This is a genomic window from Micromonospora sp. NPDC048063 (assembly GCF_043202855.1).
Classification (GTDB): domain Bacteria; phylum Actinomycetota; class Actinomycetes; order Mycobacteriales; family Micromonosporaceae; genus Micromonospora.
Map to the genome: position 1 here is coordinate 211,499 of NZ_JBIDBG010000008.1, position 17,148 is coordinate 228,646.

A 17,148-nucleotide genomic window follows, 5' to 3' on the forward strand; every position below is an offset into this window, starting at 1 on the left:
GCGTCCCGCGTTTCCACCCTGGCACCTGGGCGGCCCTTTGGTGGCAATTAACAAGAATTGTCCTCACGATTGGCTGTTCCTGGGTCCTGCCCGGGCATCGGGCCCATTTGCGAAACGCCCAATCGCTGCGAACCGGCCGCAGAGAACCGCGAACGGCACGTGGCGTCGCACCAGGCGACACCGAGGGTGATGTTCTGCGGGCGGTTCGACGCGGTAACGTCAGCGCCGGCGGGAACGGGGGAGGTGGCGGCGTGGCGCGCGGTGGCGTCTTCTGCGTCGAGGGCCAGTGGCACCGGGACCTCAACGAGCGCGGCTCCGTCCTGCCCACCCTCGAACTGCTCGAACGGCTCGGGAAGATCCGCTTCATCCACAAGGACGCGGCGACCCGCGACGAACTCTTCTATTTCGTCGACCGTTGGTTGCTCAAGCAGTACGCCGACCACCGGGTGGGCTTCTTCGCGATGCACGGCGAACCGAGCCGGCTCTGCCTCACCGACTGGGAATCCGTCGAACTCGCCGACGTCGCCGAGCTGATGGCCGGCCGTTGCGAGGGCCGGCGGCTCTATTTCGGCAGCTGTTCCGTGCTGCGCGCCTCCGACGCCGCGCTGCGGGACTTCCTGGCCGCCACTGGAGCGGCGCTGATCTGCGGTTTCACCCGGGAAGTGGACTGGGTGGAATCGGCTGCCTTCGAAACCGTACTGCTCGACGTGCTGGCCAACGGGCAGCGGCACAACGCCGCCGAGCTGCGGATGGGCTCGGCGCACTGGGCGCCCCTCGCGTCGTACCTCGGTTTCCGGATCATCTACGCCAACGGCCGCGCCTGGCGACCCTCGGTCCGCCCCCGGGTCCCCGCCCAGCCCGCCGCCGGCCGCGCCGCGCCCCGCCCGCGCTGACCGGCTGGTAGAAACGGGTGGTGGCAGGCATCGCGACGAACCCGGGTCGACCCCCGGCGGGCGGAACCGCCGTCAGTACGCGGCGGTGAACCGCTCGTTCGTGTGGCGAGGGGCCTCGATCTCGTCGACGATCGCCACCGCCAGGTCCTCGTAGCTGAGCACCGAGCGGCCCTCGTCGTCGGTGACCGGCTGGTCGCCGCCCGTGCGGTAGTGCCCGGTGCGCTCGCCCGGATGGAACTCCAGCGGCGGCGGGGAGACGTACGTCCAGGTCACCCCGTCGGCCGACGAGCGGTAGAACTCCAGGGCGTCGGCCTGGCCCAGCGCGGCGTCGCGGTACTCGTCGGGGAAGTCCGGCTCGTCGAGGTAGCGGGTGCCCTTCGGGGTGAGCAGCGTGGACCCGCCGCCCACGTGGATGATCCGGGGCGCGGCCGGCAGGTCCCGCAGCGTGCCGACCAGGGTCCGGGCCGCGTTGAGCCAGAGGCCGCGTTCCCCGCCGCCGATCGCCACCACCATCGCGTCGGTGTCGGGCGCCAGCTCCCGCACGCTCCGTCCGCTGGTGGCGTCGCCGGTGACCAGCTTGACCGACGGCGGCAGGTACGAGGTGGCCTCCGGGCGGCGCACCGCGGCGGTGACCCGGTGCCCCCGGCCGACCGCCTCGGCGGTGATCCGCGAGCCCGCGGTGCCGCCCGCCCCGAACACGACGATGTTGCTCATGACCGCCTCCCGCCCCCGTCCGGCCGGGGCGGTGACCGTCTGCCTGCCCGCCCGCCGGGTTGCCGTCCGCCTCCCAGGTTATGGAGCGGGTGGCCCGGCCGGTGCGGTAACCGGCGATCCGACCGTGCCCGGCCGGCTCAGTCGACCAGGGCGGAGTAGACGAGCTGGCGCAGCTGCGGTCGCAGCGGGTAGGTGCTCGACGGCATGAGCTGGGTGAAGAGCAGCGCGGTGACCTCCTCGGCGGGGTCGACCCAGAACGCCGTGCTCGCCACCCCGCCCCAGTAGTACTCGCCCACGCTGCTCGGCACCCGGCTCGGGATCGGGTCCTCCACCACCGCGAAACCCAGCCCGAAGCCGATCCCGTCGAAGGTGGTCTCGGCGAAGCCGCCGGTGGAGAGGGTCCCCAGGTCCTGCCCGCCGGGCAGGTGATTGCGGGCCATGAAGCGCACCGTGCGCGGCGCCAGCAGGCGCGCCCCGTCCAGCTCGCCGCCGCGCAGCAGCATCTGGGTGAACCGGTGGTAGTCGGCGGCGGAGGAGATCAGGCCGCCGCCGCCGGAGAGGAGCAGCGGCTTCTCGTACGCCAGGGCGCCCAGCTTGTCGTAGCGGAACGCGCGGCCGGTGCGCGGATCGGGCGCGTAGAGCGCGGCGAGCCGGTCGGCGGCGTCACCGTCGGCCCACCAGTGGGTGTCGGTCATGCCCAACGGGCGGAAGATCCGGTCGGCGAAGAAGGCGTCCAGGCTCTGCCCGGAGACCACCTCGACCAGCCGGCCCAGCACGTCGGTGGCGACGGAGTAGCCCCAGGCGGTGCCGGGCTGGAACAGCAGCGGCAGCTCGCCGAACGCCTGGCAGGCGGTGGCCAGGTCGACGTCCGCCGGCGGGTAGATGTCGTAGCCGGCGGCCCGGTAGAGGCCGTCGACCACCGAGGTCTGCATGAAGCCGTACGTCAGGCCGGCGGTGTGGGTGAGCAGGTGCCAGACCCGGATCGGCTCGACCGCCGGCACCGTGTACGGCTTGAGGGCCGAGCCCTTGCTGTAGACCCGCAGGTCGGCGAACTCGGGCAGCCAGCGGCTGATCTCGTCGGTCAGCTCGAAGCGGCCCTCCTCCCAGAGCATCATCGCGGCGACCGAGGTGACCGGCTTGGTCATCGAGTAGATCCGCCAGAGCGTGTCCGCCTCGACGGGCGCCCCCGCCTCGACGTCGCGCAGCCCGTACGTCGACGAGTGGGCGATCTCGCCGCGCCGGGTGACCACCACCTGCCAGCCGGCGAGCTTGCCGTCGTCGACGTACCTGCCGAAGTGCGCGTCGATCCGCGCCAGGCGCGCCGGGTCGAAGCCGATCTGGTCCGGGTCGATGCTGCGTGCCACACTCACGCCGCCGAACCTACTAGCCGGTACCCCGCACCGGAAGATTCGGCGGCCACATGTCGTACGACGTCGGTAGCCTGGCCCGATGCCCGAACTGACCGAGGACGCGACCTTCCGCGACGAGGACTGGTACGGCGAGGAACTGGTGGACCGGCACTTCGTCGGCTGCTCGTTCTTCCACGTCGACCTGACCGAGGCGGTCAGCCAGGGCGCGGTCTTCGACGGGTGCACCTTCGGCAACGTGCGGTTCAACGCCTCGCGGCACACCGACTCGGCCTTCACCCGCTGCACCTTCAAACGGTGCAACTTCTTCGAGGCCGAGTTCACCGGCTGCAAGCTGGTGGGCAGCACGTTCGCGCAGTGCGACCTGCGGCCGTTGACGGTCTCCGGCGGCGACTGGTCGTTCGTCGCGCTGCCCGGCGCCGACCTGCGCGGCGTGCGGATCACCGACGTCCGGATGCGGGAGGCCGACCTCACCGGGGCCAACCTGACCGGCGCCACCGTCACCGGCGTGGACCTCTCCGCCGCGCAACTGCACAGCTCCCGGCTGTCCGGCGCCGACCTGCGCGGCAGCGACCTGACCGCGCTCGACCCCACCGTCGTGGAGCGGGCCGGCGCGATCGTCGACCCGGAGCAGACCGTGGTGATCGCGCAGGCGCTCGGGTTCGAGATCCGCTGAGGAAAGCCGCCACGGGTTGTCCGGATTGGCTGCCACGCTGGGCCCCATGACATGGTGGTCCGACCTCCTGCGCGAGGAACCCGAGTTCGCCGAGCGGGTGCGTGCCCGCTTCGCGGTACGCAAGCACGGCACGATGGCGACGCTGCGCCGGGACGGCTCGCCCCGGATCAGCGGCACGGAGTTCGACTTCGGCCCCGAGCGCCTGCGGCTGGGCAGCATGGCCGGCGCGCTAAAGGCCCTCGACCTGCGCCGCGACCCACGGGTGGCGCTGCACTGCCCGACGGAGGACGCTCCCGAGGACGATCCGCGGTCCTGGGACGGCGACGCGAAGATCGCCGGCCGGGCGCACGAGGAGCCGCCCGGCGACGACGGCTCGCACCGGTTCCGGATCGAGCTGACCGAGGTGGTCCTGACCCGGGTGGGGGATCCGCCGGACCACCTGGTCATCGAGAGCTGGCACCCCGGCCGCGGGCTGCACCGCCGCCGACGGCACTGAGTTCCGCGCGACGCCCACCGGGGCCGCGGACGTGGTCCACGATGGCCGCCGTCTGGCCGTCGTACGACGAGTGTCAGGCGAGGACCGGCCGGGACATCCCGGTCGTCGTGCTCGACCGCGTCTGAGCAGGGGCGGCGGGCCGCCGTTACCCCGTGGGTAATCGACGCCGGGCGGGCGCCGGCGCGAGACTCGGCGTACCGCACCGGCGATCCGGCCGGGCGGACCGGCCCACGGGGAGGGACCCATGCCCGCGTTCGCGCTCGCCCACCTGCACGCACCGCAGATCAACGAGGACGTCCTGACCTACATCGAGCGGATCCAGGGCACGCTGGACCCGTTCGGCGGCCGGTTCCGGGTGCACGGCGCCGAGGTGGAGGTCAAGGAGGGCGACTGGCCCGGCACCGTGGTCATCGTGGAGTTCCCCGACCTGGAGCGCGCCCGGGCCTGGTACGACTCGCCGGCCTACCAGGAGATCGTTCCGCTGCGCACCCGGCACATCCCGGGCGCGACGCTGATCGTCGACGGGGTCGCCCCCGACTACGACGCCCGCCGCACGGCCGCCCGGCTGCGGGAGCGCGCCGCCCGCTGATCCCCCGGGCGGGGGAGCCGGTCCACCCCTGCCGGGGAACCGCCGCGCCGCGTACGACGGCAGCCTGGCGGCATGACCACGCTGCCGTCACCGGCCCCGTCACCCGCCGCCGCCCGCCCGCGCCGCCCGGTCCTGCCGTACGCCGTGATCGCCTGGGCCCTGCTCTACGGCGCGGTGCGGGTGCGTTGGGCCCTCGTCGGGTCGCCGGCCTTCCCGCCGCTCGACACGGACCTCGTGGTCTTCACCGGCTGGTGGGCGGTGGCGCTCTGTGCCGCCGCCGGGCTGGTCGGCGCGGGCCTCGCCGCCGCCCGCTCCTGGCGGCCGGCGCTGGCCGTCGCCGGGTGGGGGGTCTGCGCGGCGGTGCTGCTCTCCTGCGCGTTGCTGCTGCTGGACGTGGTCGGGCTGCTGATCCTCGATCCGGGTGCGGCGTTCCACCCGGGTGCCCTGCTCAGCCGCCTCGCCTGCCTCGCCGGGGCCGCGCTGCTGCACGCGGCGGTCCTGCAACACCGGCGTCGGCTCCGGGGCGACTGCCGCCGGTGCGGGCGCACGGGCGCGGCGCGCGAGGCGGCGACGACGGTGCCGACCTGGGTCCGGGTGGCGGCCTGGTCGGCGGTGGCGGGCTGCCTGCTGCGGCTGGCCGCCCAGCTGTGGGTCGGCTTCGAGGACGTGCCGCTCAGCGCGGGCGCGTCGATGGTCGCCTTCGAGGTCGGCTTCCTGCTCGCGGGCGTGCTGCTGCCGCTGGCCCTGGCCCACTCCTGGGGCGTGGTCTGGCCGGGCTGGGTGCCGCTGCTCGCCGGCCGGCGGATCCCCCGGCTGCTGCTCCTCGTCCCGGCCGCGCTGTTCTCCGTCGGCCTGGTCTGCTATTTCGGGGTGGGACTCGCCCAGCTCACCGTCGAGACGGTCACCGGCACGTTCGACCCGGGGGACGGTCGTTACCCGCTCGCGTTCTTCTGGGTCGCGGAGCCGGCGTACTGGCTGTGGGGGTGGGGGCTGGGGGGCGCGGCGGTCGGCCACCACCTGCGTACGCGGCGCCCGTGCCGGGGCTGCGGTCGCTGACTCCGGGACAGTTTGTCCGTCGCGCTGCGTTCGCCGTGTCGTAACTTTCTGCTGTCCACGTCCGACAATCCTCTGTGGAGGCTCGACCGATGAGCAGCACCATCGCCCGCACCGTCCGTCCGCCCGCCCCACGCGGCGCCGGGGAGCCGTCCGGGGAGGTGCTCCGGGAGATCCCGCTGCCGCCGTACGTCACCGCCGAGGACGCGCAGTTCGCCGTCCGGGCGGTGGTGGTGCACGCGCCCCGAAGCTGGTCCGGCGGGACGGTCTGCCGCAACGACGCCAGCCCGCACCCGTGCCGGCTGCACCGCTGGGGCGTCCGGGTGCTGGCGCAGCGCGGCCTGCGCCCCGCCGACATCGCCGCGCTGATCGCGCGCGGCGACCCGACCGCCGAGCCGCCGCAGCGCCCGGGCGCCTGAGCGCCCTGAGCGCCGGCGGGACCCTCGCACCCGGCCCCGCCGGCCCGTCGGCGGGCCCAGCCCCGCCGGCCCGTCAGCAGGCGACGGGTTTCACCCAGGAGCACTCCCGGCCCTCGGGGACCCGGGGAGCGTCGGGTGCCGTCGGGGGCGCGACCCGCGCCGCGGCGGCGCCCTTCTCGGTGTACGAGGCGAGCGCGATCGCGATCTGGTCCTCCAGCCCCTTCACGGACGAGGCCAGGTAGTTGTTGAGCAGGATGGAGAACGCGAGCACCCGCCCGTCGGCGTCGGTGACGTAGCCGGAGAGGCCGGAGACGCCCGTCAGGCTGCCGGTCTTGGCGTGCACGTTGCCCGCCGCCGGGGTGCCGCGCATCCGGCTGCGCAGCGTTCCGCCGACGAAGCGGTCCGCGTCGCCGGCGACCGGCAGGGCGGCGTACCACGTGTCGAACCAGGGCTCGGCCCGGACGGCGGTGAGCAGGTCCACGAACTCGTCGGCGGGGATCAGGTTGCGGCGGGAGAGCCCCGAGCCGTCCCGCTGGCGCAGCGTGCCGGTGTCCATCCCCGCGTCGGCGACGTACTCGCTGATCGCCGTCAGCCCGGCCGTCCAGGTGCCGGTGCCGGAGAGCATCCGGCCGATCTCCTTGGTCAGCACCTCGGCGTGCCCGTTGTTGGACAGCTTGAGGAACGGCACCATCAACTGGGCCAGCGGCATCGACTCGTGCCGCCCCACCTCGGCCGCCTCCTCCGGGGTGGCCTGGCCCAGCACGGTGCGGCCGAGCACCCGAACGCCGTGCTTGCGCAGCGCGGAGCGGAAGACGTCGGCGGCGTAGCCGGTCGGCTCCCAGACGGTCACCCAGTCGCTCTCCGGCGCGTCGCCGAGCGCGATCTGCCCGGTGACCACGACCGTGTTGCCGCCGTGCGCCCGCTCGAAGGAGATCGACGTCTCCCCGTCGGCGACCGTCTGGGCCCGGTTGTCGATCTTCAGGTACCCGGTGGCCGGGGTCGTGGTGACGACCGGGCGGGTGCCGGCGCTCGCCCCGGGTGCGGCCTGCACGATGACGGTGCCCGCGTCGTAGTCGGTGTCGGGAGCCACGGTCAGGGCGGAGACCTGCGCCGCGTAGTAGTAGGGCTCGTCGTCCCAGGTCCAGTCGGGGCCGAGGCGGGTGCTGTCGTAGCGGGTGTCGTCGGCGACCAGGTTGCCGGTGACGACCCGGATGCCCTTGGCGGCGACCTGCGCGGCCAGCGCGTCGTAGTCGGCGGCGAGCATGGTCGGGTCGCCGCCGCCACGCAGGTAGAGGTCGCCGGAGACCAGGCCCGCGCGCCGGGTGCCGGTGGTGCGCGCCTCGGTGGCGAAGCGGTGCCCGGGCCCGAGCAGTTCCAGCGCCGCGGCAGAGGTCAGCAGCTTCGTGTTGGAGGCGGGCACCAGGCGGCGGTCGCCGTTGCGGTGGTAGACGGTCTCGCCGGTGGCCGCGTCCTTCACGACCACCGATGCCTGCGCCCCGGCCAGCCGGGAGTCGGCGAGGATCGCGTCGATGGTGGCGTTCAGGCGGGTCGCCGCGGGGGTCGGCGACTCGGCGGTGGCGGTCGGGGCGCCGGCCGTGGCGGCGGCGGCCACCAGCGCCGCCAGCGCGAGCGTCCGGGGGAAGAGACGACGATGCATGCGCTGATGCTGCCACGGAGGTATTCGCCAGAGAAGACCGCCAACCGAAGGAAAATTACCGTTCAGCCGTCGAGTGGCGCGGCGGTGACCGGCCCGCCGGACGCCTCCGGGGTGAGGACGGCGACCGCCCGGTCGACCAGCCCCTCCGCCACCAGCACCAGCCGCCGGCACTCGGGGTCGCCGGTCCGGTCGGGGAGCCGGCCGGCCAGGGCGCGCACCTTCTCGGCCGAGGCGTCGTCCAGCACGAACCCGTCGGCCCGCCACCGCCCGTCGACGCTGAAGAACGCCTTGCTGTCGTGCTCCAGGTCGCCGTTGAGCACCACCGTCCGGTCCTCGCCGCTCAGGTCGCTCGACGCCTCGTTGAGCCCCCACGCCTCGTACGACGCCGCGCCCTCGGTCGGCGCCTCGGCCACCCCGACGCCCGTGCAGCCGCTCAGCAGCACGCCCAGCGCCGCCGCCGGCAGCAGCGCCCGCCAACCCCGCCGTCCACCCATTCCGCCTCCCGCCCGAGCCCGGCCCGTACGCCGATCAGACTCCGGGCGAGGCGGCCCGGTTCCTACCCGAACCGGAACGCCACGATGCCGGCGGCGCGGCGCGCCGTGTGAGCGGCGAGACGCCACCCGGCGGGCAGTAGGACCGGGCGTGCGTTGTTGTACCCGACATGGACGAGCGCTCCGTCGACGTGCTGGTGATCGGGGCCGGCCAGGCCGGCCTCTCCGCCGGCTACCACCTGCGCCGCGTCGGGTTCGCCCCCGGTGACGGCTTTGTGATCCTCGACGGGGACGACGGGCCCGGCGGGGCGTGGCGACACCGCTGGCCGACGCTGCGGCTCGACCGGGTGCACGGCTTCCACGACCTGCCCGGCCTGCCGTTCCCCGTGGCGGATCCCGACCGGCCGGCGGCCGAGGTGGTGAGCGCCTACTTCGCCGCGTACGAGCGCGAGTTCGCCCTGCCGGTACGGCGTCCGGTGCGGGTCCGCGAGGTGCGCGACCGGCCCGACGGCCGGCTGGACGTGCTGACCGACGGGGCTGCCTGGTCCACCCGGGCCCTGGTCAACGCGACCGGCACCTGGACCCGGCCGTTCTGGCCGCACTACCCGGGCCGGTCGGGCTTCCGGGGCCGCCAGCTGCACACGGCCGACTACCGGGGTCCGGCGGAGTTCGCCGGCCGGCGGGTCGTGGTGGTCGGCGGCGGGACGTCCGCCGTCCAACTGCTCGCCGAGGTCTCCGCCGTCGCGGCCGGCACCACCTGGGTGACCCGGCGCCCGCCCGACTTCCGCGACGAGGAGTTCACCCCCGAACGAGGGCGGGCGGCGGTGGCCCTGGTCGACGCGGCGGTCCGCGCCGGCCGCCCCCCGGCCAGCGTGGTCGGGGTGACCGGGCTGCCGCTCACGCCCGAGCTGCGCCGGCTGCGCGAGCGCGGCGTGCTGGACCGGTTACCCGTCTTCGACCGGATCACGCCCGACGGCGTGGCCTGGGACGACGGCAGGTTCGTGCCCGCGGACGTGATCCTCTGGTGCACCGGCTTCCGGGCCGCGCTGGACCACCTCGCGCCGCTGCGGCTGCGCGCCCCGGGCGGCGGTATCACGATGGACGGCACCCGGGTGGTCGCCGACGAGCGGATCCACCTGATCGGGTACGGACCGTCGGCGAGCACCGTCGGCGCCAACCGGGCCGGCCGCGCGGCGGCACGCGAGATCCGGGCACTGCTCGCCCCGGCCGGCGCCCGGCACTGATCCCGCTCTATTTGACGGATCCCCCGGCAGGGGGCAACGTAGGCCGTGGAGGGGCTCTCACCTGCCCCGACCTGCGACGGCGATGTGCGTGTCGCCCTTCCATCGCCTCCCACGTGCGCTCGTGCGCGGGCCGAATCCCGGTCCGCACCGCGTATCCGAGAATCCACGAGGAGTTCCGCCATGCTCACCATGACCGACAACGCCGTGATGGTGATTCGAGACCTCGCCAACCAGCAGGACGTCGCCGAGGACGGCGGGGTGCGGATCGCCGCCGACACCCAGGCGGGCTCGCTCACCGTCGAGCTGGTCGCCGAACCGGTCAAGGGCGACCATGTGGTCGACAACCAGGGCGCCCGGATCTTCCTGGACTCCGACGCCGCCGAGCTGCTCGGCGACGCCTCCGTCGATGCCTCCGTCGACGACGAGGGCATCGTGCAGTTCGGGTTCACCGAAAAACAGTGACGTGCCGGTGCCGGTGCCGGTGCCGGTGCGGGTCGCCGGCGCTGAGGTAGCGGGTCAGCCGGCCCGGCGGGTCTCCCCGCCCCGGTGCGGCCGGGCGGGCCGACCCCGCTCGGCGGCCGGCTGACCGGAACGCCACGGCCCCGGCCGGGCCTCCCGCCCGGGGCGCGCCAGCGTCGCCAGCACGTGCGCCAGGTGGTGCGACGTGCTCCACGCCGCCCAGTTGCTGGCCGAGCCCGCACCGGCGCCCCGCCGGGCGCGCCGGACGATCTCGTGGTCGCCCCAGGAGAAGTCGGCCCCGGCGGCGGGCCAGTGCGGCGCCGAGATCAGCGCGCGGCACAGGTCCGCGAACCGGTCGTCGCCCCGCCCACCCCGCCGCGACCAGCGGTACACCCACCAGGCGTCGTCGGTGGTGTAGCGCACGGTGGGCAGCCGGTCGCCCGGCTGGTCGGCGCCGGGCACCGCCGAGCCGACGCCGTAGTCGCCGTACCCGACGCCGAGGTCCGCCAGCCGCTGCCAGAGCCGCCAGTCCCAGCGGTCGAGGCGTACCGGCTCGTCGGTGGGGAGGCGGGACACCGTGGGCGGCATCCCGCCGGCCGCCACGCTCACCGACCGCCAGGCGTGCCGGCGGGCCCACTCCAGCAGCCGGCGCAGCCGCGGCTCGGCGAGCCGAACGTCGGCCGCACAGCACACGTCCCCGGCGTCGAGGAGCAGGTCGCACTGCTCCGGGACGAGGCGCGTGAGACGCCAGACGCGCTCCACCGCCGCCGTGGTCGCGTCCGGGCCGGCCCGGTCCTGGCCGACCCGCAGCCGGACCACCGCCCGGTGGGCGTGGCCCCGCGCCGCCGCGCCGTGCGCCACCAGGCGCCGGTCGCTGTCCGCGAGCCCGATCACCGGCACCAGCGGTACGCCCCAGCGGGCCAGCTCGGTCTCCGGAGTGTCGGGCAGACCGGTGACGTCGACGGCCGGGAGCAGCCCGGTGGGCAGCCGACCGAGAACGTCCAGTGTGTACGAGTCCAGGATGGACACCTGGAGAACCGGGGCGAGCAGGGAAGTGACGACGTCGTCGAGATGACCGAGCGCCTCCAGCTCGCCCCGCCGAGTGGCGAGGATGGGGCGGTAGACCGGTTCCGCCGCCCGGCCTCCGTGGGCGGGCACCATACCCCAATGTAGCCAGACATCGGTGTCGGTCACAGGGTCGATCGGACGCGACCCGACCGACGCGCCGCCGCCCCCCTGACGCGGGAGGCGGCGGCACCAGGGTCAGTCGTCGTCGGAGTCGTCGTCCTTGTCGTCGTCATCGTCGTCGTCGTGGTCGTCGTCGACGGGCTCCTGCTCGGCCTTGACCACGGTGCCGTTCTCCCGGTCGACGTCGATCTCGTGCTCCGTCTGCCCGGAGACGATCTCCACGCTCCACACGGGACGTCCGTGCTCCTGCTCGGCCTCGATCTCGACGACCTGGCCGCCGCCCGCCCGGGCGAGCGCGATCTCGCGGGCCCGCTGCTCGCTGACGGCGTTCCCGCCGGTCGCCGGGGCTCCGCTGCCCGACGGCGTGCCGGGGGCCGCCGAGGTGCCGCCGGTCGCCGGGGCGCTGGTCGTGCTGTCGTCCGGGGTCGGGGTGGTCGTGGCGGCGGCCAGGGTGGTCGCCTGGGCGGGACCGCTGTCGGCGGCCGCGACGCCGAGGGTCGCGCCGGCTACGGCGAGCACGGCCATGCCGCCGACCGACGCCAGGATCAGGGGGTTGCGCTTCATCTCGGTTCGCCTTTCCTCGGTTCCTGACCACGAGGATCGCGCCCGGCCGGATAGCGGCACGCTGCCCGAACGCTAAGCCCGGGTTAAGGTCGCCGCGCTCGGTTGCCGCGCTCGGCCGCTCTGCCCGGTCGCCGCGTCCGGTCGCCGGGACCCCGACCGCCCCGCCCGGCGCGGCGCGAGCTGCCCGGTCAGGGCGTCGGCGGGCCGAGTTCGAGGCGTACCACGGCGCCGCCGGAGGGCGCGGTGTGCAGGGTGAGGCGGCCGCCGGTGGCCTCGGCGGCGCGCCGGGCGATGTCCAGGCCGAGTCCCGTGGAACCGGCGGTGCTGGCGCCCCGGTCGACGGTGTCGGGCGCGATGCCCGGCCCCTCGTCCGCCACGGTCAGCACGGCCCGGCCCGCCCGGGCCGTCAGCCGGACGGCGAACGCCGTGCCGTCCGGGGTGTGCGCGAAGACGTTGCCGAGCAGGGCGTCCACGGCCGCCGCCAACTCGTCGGCGGGTACGCCCACCGGCAGCGGTCCCGGCGCCAGGTCCAGCGTGACCGCGCGCCCCGTGTCCTCGGCCAGCACCGACCAGAACGCGACCCGTTCGGCCACCACCGTGGCCGCGTCCGCGCTGGCCGCCCCGGCTGTCGGCGCCCGCCAGCGGGCCTGCCGGATCAGGCCGGTGACCGCCCGCTCCAGCCCGTCCGCCGCCGCAGTCACCCGGGCCGCGTCCTCCGGGTCGCGCAGCGACTCGGCCTCCAGCCGCAGCGCGGTCAGCGGGGTGCGCAGGCGGTGTGACAGGTCGGCGACCTCCTCCCGCTCCTGCGCCAGCAGCACCTGGATCCGACCGGCGAGGTGGTTGAGGGCACCGGCCACCTCACGCAGCTCCGGCGGCCCGGCGGGCGTGACGCGCGCGTCCAGTTCGGCGTTCGCCAGCCGGTGCGACACCGCGGAGAGCTCACCGATCGGCCGGACCAGGGTGCGGGCCAGCCGGTCGGCGACGGCCAGCCCGATCAGCACCAGCAACACGCCGAGCAGGGCCAGGACCAGCCAGGAGCGGGTCACCCCGGCGGTCAGCTCCTCGGGCGGGACCACCGTGCGGATCACCCCGGTGCCGTCGGGGCGGCCCTGCACCGCGATCACCACCTCGCGCCCCCGCCCCGACTCCGCGGTGAGGCTCTGCCCCCGCGCCGCCAGCGCCACCGCGGGCGTCCGCGGGGCCGGGGTGCCGAGCACGGTGCCGTCGGGCAGGAAGACGCTGACCGGCCGGTCGGACTCCGCGGCCAGTTGCTCCACCGTCAACCGGATCGTCGCGGTGTCGGCGGTGCCGACGACGGTGACGAGGCTCTGCGCGTCGGCCGTGGCCCGCACCGTGGCCCGGTCCTCGGCGACGGTCCGCACCAGCAGCGCCAGCGGCACCAGGAAGGCGACCAGGGTGAGCACGCTGACGGCGGCGACCAGCAGGGCCAGCCGCGCCCTCATCCGGCGCTCCCGGGCGCTTCGAGCCGCACCCCGACGCCCCGCACCGTGTGCAGGTAACGGGGCGCCTGGGCGCTCTCCCCGAGCTTGCGGCGCAGCCAGGACAGGTGCACGTCCACGGTCTTGTCTGCGCCGCCGTACGGGATCTGCCACACCTCGGCGAGCAGCTCCCGCTTGGTGACCACCTGGCCCGGCCGGCCGGCGAGGTGGTGCAGCAGGTCGAACTCGCGCGGCGTCAGCTCGACGGGCTCGCCGTCCAGGGTGACCTGCCGCGACCTCGGGTCCACCCGCAGCCCGCCGACCACCAGCGCCGGGTCCTCGGGGACGGACCCCGCCCCGCGCCGGAGCACCGCCCGGATCCGCGCGTCGAGCTGGGCCGCCGTGAACGGCTTCACCACGTAGTCGTCGGCTCCGGCGTCGAGCACCCGGACGATCTCGGTCTCGTCGTCGCGGGCGGTGGCCACGATCACCGGCACGACGCTGACGGCGCGCAGCATCCGCAGCAGCTCCCGGCCGTCCAGGTCGGGCAGGCCCAGGTCCAGCACGACGAGGTCGGGCCGGTCGTCCAGCGCGTCGCGCAGGCCGGCCATCGCCGTCGAGGCGGCGGCCACCGCGTGCCCCCGTTCGCGCAGCGCCCGCAGCAGTGGCGTACGGATCGTCAGGTCGTCCTCGATGAGCAGCAGGCGGGCCACAGGGGGCAGGGTAGCCGCCGCCGGACGCGCCGACCCGGGTCCTTAACCGTCCCTTAGCCTCGGCCAGGGCTCGGCCCAACCCGGGATCGGGGACACTCGGTGGATGCGCCGCCGTTCGTTCCTCGCTGTCGCCGGTTGGCTGGCCACCGCCGCCGTCGCCACCCTGATCGGGGTGGCCGCGATCCGGTGGGTGGGGGAGAGCATCGCCGGCACCCCGGGCGGCGTCGTGCTGAGCCAGGAGGAGGTCGAGCGCGCGCTGGCCTCGCCCGAGCCGACCGCCACCGGCGTGGGGCCGTCGTCCCCGGCACCGACCGGCTCCGCTCCGCACGGCGAGCGCCGGGCCTTCGTCACGGCGGGCGGCACGGCCGTGGCCGAGTGCGGGCCGGACGGGGTGCGGCTGGTCTCCTGGGCGCCGGCGCAGGGTTACCGCGTCTCCGACGTCGACCGGGGGCCGGACGACGACGTGGAGGTCGCGTTCGCCGGCCCGGCCGGCGAGTTCGAGCTGAAGCTGCGCTGCGTCGGCCGGGAGCCCGTGGCGGCCGCCGACGACGACTGAGCGCGCGACGGCCATGGAGGAGCGCGCGCGACGACGGGCGTTCCGCCGCCCTGGCGCGGGACATGAGCGCGCGGCGCCGCTCGGATCCCTCGGGATCGGAACGTCGCCGCGCTCTGGCCGTCTCCCACCACCGCAGCCGTACGGCGGTACGTCAGCGGGGACCTGGCTCGACCGGCGCCGTGCGCCCGTCCCTGTCTCGATCCCCGCCCACGGGGGCGCCAAACCTGGGATCAGTGGGGAATTCCACCATCTGCACGTCTCGGCGTGGCGTCGCGCCCGAGCGGGTATGTGCGTCGGCATGGAGCATTACACGATCGCGACCGTCGCCGAGAAGAGCCCGGATTTCCGGCGGGTGCTGTGGACCGGTGAGCACACCCAGCTGGTGATCATGACGATCCCGCCGGGTGGTGAGATCGGCGAGGAGGTCCACGAGGACATCGACCAGATTCTCACCTTCGTCAGCGGCACCGGCGAGGCCCGGGTGGCGGGGGAGAAGCGCGACGTCGTCCAGGGCGACCTGGTGGTGGTGCCGGCCGGTACGAAGCACAACTTCGTCAACACCGGCCCCAACCCGCTGGTGCTCTACACCGTCTACGGCCCGCCGGAGCACGCCGACCAGGCGGTGCACCGGACGAAGGAGGAGGCCGACGCGGCGGAGGAGGCCGGCGAGGACGAGCCGCCCACCTCCTGACCCCGTCAACCGGGCGGTGCCGCCCGCCTGACCGCCTGACCGCTTGCCGGCGCTGCCGCCCCCTGGCCGGCCCGATCGGTGCCCCGGCGGGGCTGCCTGAGGCGGGCCGAACGGGGTACCCGCAGCGGGTGGACCAGCCGGCGATCTCCGACTACGGATTCCTCTCCGACTGCCGCTCGGGCGCACTGGTCGGCCGGGACGGATCGATCGACTGGTGGTGCCCGGACCGGTTCGACGCCCCGTCGGTCTTCGGCCGGCTGCTCGACCCGGCGGCCGGCCACTGGCGGCTGGCGCCCGTCGCGGCCGGGCTGCCCGGGCACCGCACGGAGCGGACGTACCTCGCCGACACGCTGGTGCTGCGCACCGTGCACCACACCCCGGAGGGCAGCGTGGCGGTCACCGACGCGCTCGCCGCCGAACTCGGCGCCCGGGGCCACGAGCTGGGGATGAACTCGCCGGCGGTGCTGCTGCGGGTGGTCGAGGGACTGACCGGGCGGGTGCGGATGTCGCTGGACTTCCGCCCCCGCCCGGAGTACGGCCTGCTCACCCCCTACCTGCACGAGCGGCCCGACGGCGGGGTGCTCGCCGCGGCCGGCCCGATGGTGCTGAGCCTGCGCGCCGGCGGGGTCCCGCTGACCGTCGAGCGGGACCGCGTCCGGCAGGACTTCGAGATCGCCGCCGGGCAGGTGGTCGGCTTCGACGTGGCGTACGGGCGGGCGTACGGGGCGGCGCCGGTCCGGCTGGACCCGGTGACCGCGCTCGCCGAGACGGTGCGGGCGTGGCAGGCGTACCGGGAGACGCACCACTACGACGGCCGCTACCCGGGCCAGGTCCGGCACAGCGCGACCGTGCTCACCGGCCTCACGTACGCCCGCAGCGGCGCGGTCGCCGCGGCCCTGACCACGTCGCTGCCGGAACGGATCGGCGGCGACCGCAACTACGACTACCGCTACTCGTGGCTGCGCGACTTCGCGATGACCATGCGTGCCCTCTGGGTGGCCGCGTGCCCGTCGGAGGCGTCCCGCCTCTTCGCCTGGGCGGCCCGGTCGATCGGCCGGATCGGCCCCGCTCCCGTGCCGGTGCTCTTCGGGCTGGAGGGGGAACGGGACATCTCCGAGTACGAGTGCCACCACCTGCGCGGCTACGCCGACAGCCTGCCGGTCCGGGTCGGCAACGACGCCTGGCGGCAGCGCCAGCTCGACGTGCCGGGCGAGGTGATCTCGGCGGTCTGGCGGATGCGGGACCACCTGGGCGAGACGTTCGACGAGGAACTGCGCGAGATGGTGCTCGGCCTGACCGAGCAGGTGGCGGCCACCTGGCACCTGCCCGACCGGGGGATCTGGGAGACCCGGGACGCCGACCGGCACTACCTGTCGTCGAAGGTGCTGTGCTGGGTGGCGATCGACCGGGCGGTGCGGCTCGCGCCCCGGCTCGGCGGCCGGGCCGACCCGCGGCGCTGGGCGAGCACCCGCGACGAGATCCGGGCCGCCGTGCTGCGCGAGGGCTGGGACGAGCGGGTCGGCGCGTACACGGGGGCGTTCGGCTCGCCCGAGCTGGACGCCTCCGCGCTGCTGCTGCCGTTGGTGCACTTCCTGCCGGCGACCGACCCACGGATGCGCGCCACCATCGAGGCGGTCGAACGCGAGCTGGGCGCCGGCGACGGTCTCCTGCGGCGCTGGGGCACCGACCCGGCCGGCTTCGTGCTCTGCTCGTTCTGGCTGGTGGAATGCCTGGTGATGGCCGGCGAGCGAGGGCGCGCCGAGGCGCTCTTCGAGCGGGTGCTCGGGCACGCCAACGACGTCGGCCTGTTCAGCGAGCAGATCGACCCGCGGACGGGCGCGCAGCTCGGCAACACCCCGCAGGCACTGTCGCACATCGGCCTGGTCAGCGCCGCCTGGCGCCTCACCGACCCCACCACGGACTGACGGCGGTGTAAGGA

General features: G+C 75.0%; 20 protein-coding genes. 12 read left to right on the forward strand and 8 right to left on the reverse strand.

What is annotated here, in order from left to right:
• Positions 1-251 precede the first annotated feature (251 nt).
• Positions 252-893: a DUF6642 family protein gene (locus tag ACGFZ2_RS21115; RefSeq protein ID WP_357698404.1), complete on the forward strand. Its 642-nt coding sequence runs from the start codon at positions 252-254 to the stop codon at positions 891-893.
• Between the two features lie 72 nt (positions 894-965).
• Here the strand turns inward: ACGFZ2_RS21115 and ACGFZ2_RS21120 are convergent, their stop codons facing one another.
• A complete protein-coding gene (locus ACGFZ2_RS21120) occupies positions 966-1,607 on the reverse strand; it encodes an NAD(P)-dependent oxidoreductase (protein WP_393456016.1) in 642 nt (213 codons plus the stop codon).
• A gap of 137 nt (positions 1,608-1,744) precedes the next feature.
• Positions 1,745-2,977: a serine hydrolase domain-containing protein gene (locus ACGFZ2_RS21125; RefSeq protein WP_393259048.1), complete on the reverse strand. Its 1,233-nt coding sequence runs from the start codon at positions 2,975-2,977 to the stop codon at positions 1,745-1,747.
• A 79-nt stretch (positions 2,978-3,056) separates the two neighbouring features.
• Here ACGFZ2_RS21125 and ACGFZ2_RS21130 point away from each other — a divergent pair, with 79 nt between their 5' ends.
• From ACGFZ2_RS21130 to ACGFZ2_RS21155, 6 genes are all read left to right on the forward strand, one after another.
• Entirely contained in the window at positions 3,057-3,650 is a 594-nt protein-coding gene (locus tag ACGFZ2_RS21130; protein ID WP_393456019.1) for a pentapeptide repeat-containing protein, read from the forward strand.
• A gap of 46 nt (positions 3,651-3,696) precedes the next feature.
• On the forward strand, positions 3,697-4,146 hold the full coding sequence (locus tag ACGFZ2_RS21135) for a pyridoxamine 5'-phosphate oxidase family protein (RefSeq protein WP_393456022.1): 450 nt from the start codon (positions 3,697-3,699) through the stop codon (positions 4,144-4,146).
• Entirely contained in the window at positions 4,143-4,271 is a 129-nt protein-coding gene (locus tag ACGFZ2_RS21140) for a nitroreductase/quinone reductase family protein (protein ID WP_393259228.1), read from the forward strand. Before ACGFZ2_RS21135 ends, ACGFZ2_RS21140 begins: the two co-directional genes overlap by 4 nt.
• A 119-nt stretch (positions 4,272-4,390) precedes the next feature.
• On the forward strand, positions 4,391-4,735 hold the full coding sequence (locus ACGFZ2_RS21145) for a DUF1330 domain-containing protein (protein WP_393259050.1): 345 nt from the start codon (positions 4,391-4,393) through the stop codon (positions 4,733-4,735).
• A 72-nt stretch (positions 4,736-4,807) separates the two neighbouring features.
• Complete coding sequence (locus ACGFZ2_RS21150) at positions 4,808-5,791, forward strand: hypothetical protein (RefSeq protein WP_393456025.1); 984 nt, start codon at positions 4,808-4,810, stop codon at positions 5,789-5,791.
• 89 nt (positions 5,792-5,880) lie between these two features.
• Positions 5,881-6,207 carry a hypothetical protein gene (locus ACGFZ2_RS21155; protein ID WP_393259053.1) on the forward strand — a complete coding sequence of 109 codons (327 nt, stop codon included), beginning with the start codon at positions 5,881-5,883 and terminating at the stop codon, positions 6,205-6,207.
• Positions 6,208-6,280: 73 nt separating this feature from the next.
• Here ACGFZ2_RS21155 and dacB read toward each other — a convergent pair whose 3' ends face one another.
• Both dacB and ACGFZ2_RS21165 read right to left on the reverse strand, forming a co-directional pair.
• Positions 6,281-7,864 (reverse strand): D-alanyl-D-alanine carboxypeptidase/D-alanyl-D-alanine-endopeptidase, encoded by a 1,584-nt coding sequence (gene dacB, locus ACGFZ2_RS21160; protein ID WP_393259054.1) that lies wholly within the window; start codon positions 7,862-7,864, stop codon positions 6,281-6,283.
• 62 nt (positions 7,865-7,926) lie between these two features.
• Positions 7,927-8,358 (reverse strand): hypothetical protein, encoded by a 432-nt coding sequence (locus ACGFZ2_RS21165; RefSeq protein WP_393456028.1) that lies wholly within the window; start codon positions 8,356-8,358, stop codon positions 7,927-7,929.
• Between the two features lie 167 nt (positions 8,359-8,525).
• On the opposite strand from ACGFZ2_RS21165, the gene ACGFZ2_RS21170 reads away from it, so the two are divergent.
• Positions 8,526-9,599, forward strand: a complete 1,074-nt coding sequence (locus ACGFZ2_RS21170) for an NAD(P)-binding domain-containing protein (protein WP_393456031.1) — start codon at positions 8,526-8,528, stop codon at positions 9,597-9,599.
• A gap of 180 nt (positions 9,600-9,779) precedes the next feature.
• Positions 9,780-10,061 carry an adhesin gene (locus ACGFZ2_RS21175; RefSeq protein ID WP_393259059.1) on the forward strand — a complete coding sequence of 94 codons (282 nt, stop codon included), beginning with the start codon at positions 9,780-9,782 and terminating at the stop codon, positions 10,059-10,061.
• Between the two features lie 54 nt (positions 10,062-10,115).
• On the opposite strand, the gene ACGFZ2_RS21180 is transcribed toward ACGFZ2_RS21175, so the two are convergent.
• The 4 genes from ACGFZ2_RS21180 to ACGFZ2_RS21195 all read right to left on the reverse strand — a co-directional run bounded on the left by ACGFZ2_RS21180 (position 10,116) and on the right by ACGFZ2_RS21195 (position 13,962).
• On the reverse strand, positions 10,116-11,219 hold the full coding sequence (locus ACGFZ2_RS21180) for a hypothetical protein (RefSeq protein WP_393456191.1): 1,104 nt from the start codon (positions 11,217-11,219) through the stop codon (positions 10,116-10,118).
• A gap of 102 nt (positions 11,220-11,321) precedes the next feature.
• Positions 11,322-11,810, reverse strand: a complete 489-nt coding sequence (locus ACGFZ2_RS21185) for a PepSY domain-containing protein (RefSeq protein WP_393456034.1) — start codon at positions 11,808-11,810, stop codon at positions 11,322-11,324.
• Positions 11,811-11,998: 188 nt separating this feature from the next.
• Complete coding sequence (locus ACGFZ2_RS21190; protein WP_393456037.1) at positions 11,999-13,273, reverse strand: ATP-binding protein; 1,275 nt, start codon at positions 13,271-13,273, stop codon at positions 11,999-12,001.
• On the reverse strand, positions 13,270-13,962 hold the full coding sequence (locus ACGFZ2_RS21195; RefSeq protein WP_350676845.1) for a response regulator transcription factor: 693 nt from the start codon (positions 13,960-13,962) through the stop codon (positions 13,270-13,272). The genes ACGFZ2_RS21190 and ACGFZ2_RS21195 overlap by 4 nt, the downstream gene beginning before the upstream one ends.
• Positions 13,963-14,065: 103 nt before the next feature.
• On the opposite strand from ACGFZ2_RS21195, the gene ACGFZ2_RS21200 reads away from it, so the two are divergent.
• The 3 genes from ACGFZ2_RS21200 to ACGFZ2_RS21210 all read left to right on the forward strand — a co-directional run bounded on the left by ACGFZ2_RS21200 (position 14,066) and on the right by ACGFZ2_RS21210 (position 17,134).
• Entirely contained in the window at positions 14,066-14,518 is a 453-nt protein-coding gene (locus ACGFZ2_RS21200; RefSeq protein WP_393456040.1) for a septum formation initiator, read from the forward strand.
• A gap of 286 nt (positions 14,519-14,804) precedes the next feature.
• Entirely contained in the window at positions 14,805-15,209 is a 405-nt protein-coding gene (locus tag ACGFZ2_RS21205) for a cupin domain-containing protein (protein ID WP_393456043.1), read from the forward strand.
• Between the two features lie 128 nt (positions 15,210-15,337).
• A complete protein-coding gene (locus ACGFZ2_RS21210) occupies positions 15,338-17,134 on the forward strand; it encodes a glycoside hydrolase family 15 protein (RefSeq protein WP_393456046.1) in 1,797 nt (598 codons plus the stop codon).
• Positions 17,135-17,148 lie beyond the last annotated feature (14 nt).